The organism is Serratia sp. HNCC26DJ206 (assembly GCF_057180605.1).
In genome coordinates, this window is sequence record NZ_JBXUGP010000081.1 from 1 (window position 1) to 2,775 (window position 2,775).

At 48.8% G+C, this 2,775-nt stretch carries 4 protein-coding genes; all 4 read left to right on the forward strand.

Going from position 1 to position 2,775, the window contains the following annotated elements:
• Positions 1-292 (forward strand): fimbrial protein (locus tag AC2A1E_RS23885; RefSeq protein ID WP_484385823.1); only part of this gene is annotated, 292 nt, incomplete at its 5' end.
• A gap of 84 nt (positions 293-376) precedes the next feature.
• Positions 377-889 carry a fimbrial protein gene (locus tag AC2A1E_RS23890; RefSeq protein WP_484385824.1) on the forward strand — a complete coding sequence of 171 codons (513 nt, stop codon included), beginning with the start codon at positions 377-379 and terminating at the stop codon, positions 887-889.
• Positions 890-1,089: 200 nt separating this feature from the next.
• Positions 1,090-1,611: a fimbrial protein gene (locus AC2A1E_RS23895; RefSeq protein WP_484385825.1), complete on the forward strand. Its 522-nt coding sequence runs from the start codon at positions 1,090-1,092 to the stop codon at positions 1,609-1,611.
• Between the two features lie 391 nt (positions 1,612-2,002).
• Complete coding sequence (locus AC2A1E_RS23900; RefSeq protein WP_484385826.1) at positions 2,003-2,674, forward strand: fimbrial biogenesis chaperone; 672 nt, start codon at positions 2,003-2,005, stop codon at positions 2,672-2,674.
• The last annotated feature ends 101 nt before the right edge of the window (positions 2,675-2,775 follow it).

Below are 2,775 nucleotides of genomic sequence, written 5' to 3' on the forward strand. Positions count from 1 at the left end.
GACAGCATGTCCAATATCAACCAGCAAAGTGGTAGCCAACTTTAGCGGTACTGCCAGTGATGATGATAGCGCGCTTTATGCCAATACGGGCACGGCAAGGAATATCGCTATTCATCTGGCTGATGTCACGCGCACGCAGAAGTTGGGAACAGGGAGTAGCCTGACCGTGGCGGTGGACTCCACCTCAAGAACTGCCACCGTTCCCCTTGCCAGCCGCTTGTTGAGTGTCAACGGCATGAGCGAGGGTGGAACCATTGCAGGTGCAGTGCAGGTTAATTTCACTTACCAGTAAATAACCTGCTGGGCGACTATAAAAAATATAAAACGTTTTCTCACAGAGAAATACACCGTCAAATATCAACGTTGGGATTATAGAATGAAAAAGTCAGTTAAATTGGGATATTGTGGTTTAGCGTTATTAGCTGCGCACAGCATGGCCGTTAACGCTGCTGATATCAGCACCATCAACGTAACGGGAAATGTCGTGGCTTCACCTTGTGTGATTGACGCCAGCAATGCCTCCGTCAATATCGATTTGGGGAGTATTCAGGCCTCCTCTCTGGCAACGGCCGGAACATTCGGTGATTGGAAAACTTTTGATGTCGTCCTGAAAAGTTGCCCGGCCTCAACCACCAAGGTCAACGTGGTATTTAGCGGAACTCCGGACACCGGAGATGCCACCCGCTATAAAAACACCGGTACGGCAACCAACCTCTCTGTCGAGTTAACCGGTGGTGGTGGCATGAACTTTGGCAATACAAAAGGAACCACTATCAGCGTGGCAGCCAATACCGCCACGTTCTCGTTAAGAACGCGTGCTTATGCCACCGGTACCGTGATGCCAGGCACTATCAATGCCACCGTAGTGGCCTCGTTTACCTACAACTAATGTTATGCACTTAACGGCAAAGCCGTCTGCTTTGCCGTTAAGTCGTGACCCGACGGACAGATATCCTCGGTTCCGGTGAAGATGGAGTCATTATTGGATTGTACCGGGGAGTTTTACCAGCCAATGAATAATCAGCAGTAAACCTATAAAAAATGCGTATGAAATAAATACGCAGTTAAATATAAAGATTGGAATATAAAATGGAAAAATCAGTCAAGTTAGGATATTTCGGCTTAACACTGTTAGTTGCACAAAGCATGATGGTTAATGCCGCCGATACCAGCACCATCAACATTACGGGAAATGTTGTGGCTTCTCCTTGTGTGATTGACAGCAGTAACTCTACGATCAATATAGGCCTAGGGGATATTCAGGCTACCTCTCTGACAACGGCGGGAACCTTTGGTGACTGGACGCCTTTTAGCATTGTTCTGACAGGTTGCCCAGCCTCAACCACCAAGGTAAACGTCGCATTCTCCGGAACTCCAGACAGTACTGATAATACACGCTATAAGAATATGGGTACCGCGACCAACCTGACCGTTGAGTTGGCAGGCGCTACCAGTGGCAATAACCTCAGTAATGGTCAAACAACCTATACCTCCGTGAATAGCACATCAAAAACGGCAACTTTCAACCTGAAAACCCGGGCTTATGCCACAGGTACTGTGATGCCAGGAACTATCAATGCCTCTGTCGTCGCCTCGTTTACCTACAACTAATTCTATTCACGTAACGGGGAAAGCCTAAAGTCAGTTTTACCGTACTTTAGGCTGCTTTGGTGCCTATGCCGTAGCGGTACGATTCTTGCCCCAAACCGGAAATTCCCCTTGTTAAGAAACCCTTCTGTTGAACGCTAAAAAAGAGGATTTATTCGTTCAAAAAACGATTGGTAATAAACCACACAAAACTAACGACAAAAAAGCCCACACAATGTTCATTGCGTTTATATACTTTCTAAAGGCGTACAAGAATCGCTTCATCGCGTATGTAGCCCATAAGTAATAAACCGTAATGCCATGTTTTGCGACGGGCACATTCACTTTGCAAACCTTTGGCAATAAATCTGCGGGTTTATTGATTTTCTGATCGCAGATTGCTGGAGATTCCAAGATGAAATTATGGCATAAGGCACTACTCGGCGGGCTGTTACTGACCTCATTGAGCGCCTCAGCAGGCGTGATCGTCGGCGGTACCCGGGTGATCTATGACGGCGGCAAGAAAGAAGCCGCGCTCAGCGTGAAAAACCCAGATAAAACGGCCTATCTTATCCAATCCTGGGTGGAGTCGCCGGAAGGTGGGCAGAACAAAGCCCCTTTCGTGATCACTCCACCGCTGTTCAGGCTGAGTGCCGAACAAGATAACGTACTGCGCATCGTCCGCGCCGGGGGCAGCCTGCCGGAAGATAAAGAATCTCTGTTCTGGCTGAATATAAAGTCCATTCCTTCTGCGGAGAAGATGGATAACACCCTGCAGATCGCGGTCAAAACCCGCATCAAGCTGATTTATCGACCTGCTGGCATAAAAGGCTCCCTTAATGACGCGGCGAAAAGCCTCAAATGGCAGCGCAGCGGTAATACCTTACAGGCAACCAACAAGTCCCCTTATTACCTGAGCTTCTTCTCCATCGCCGTTGGCGGTAAGGAACTGCCGGAAGTGACCATGGTGGCACCAAATGCCACGGCAAGCTTTGCGCTGCCCGCTGGCATGACGGGCAATGCGGTCAGTTGGAAGATCATCAATGACTATGGCGGCACCAGCGATGCCTTCCAATTCTCCTTATAACGCTGGCGACCATAATGAGCGTTAGCCACTCGGGGTGAACGTCGCCGCGTTCAGTGCCTTGACGGAAAACAACCATTGTGTCGATCTGCCAACCACGATCC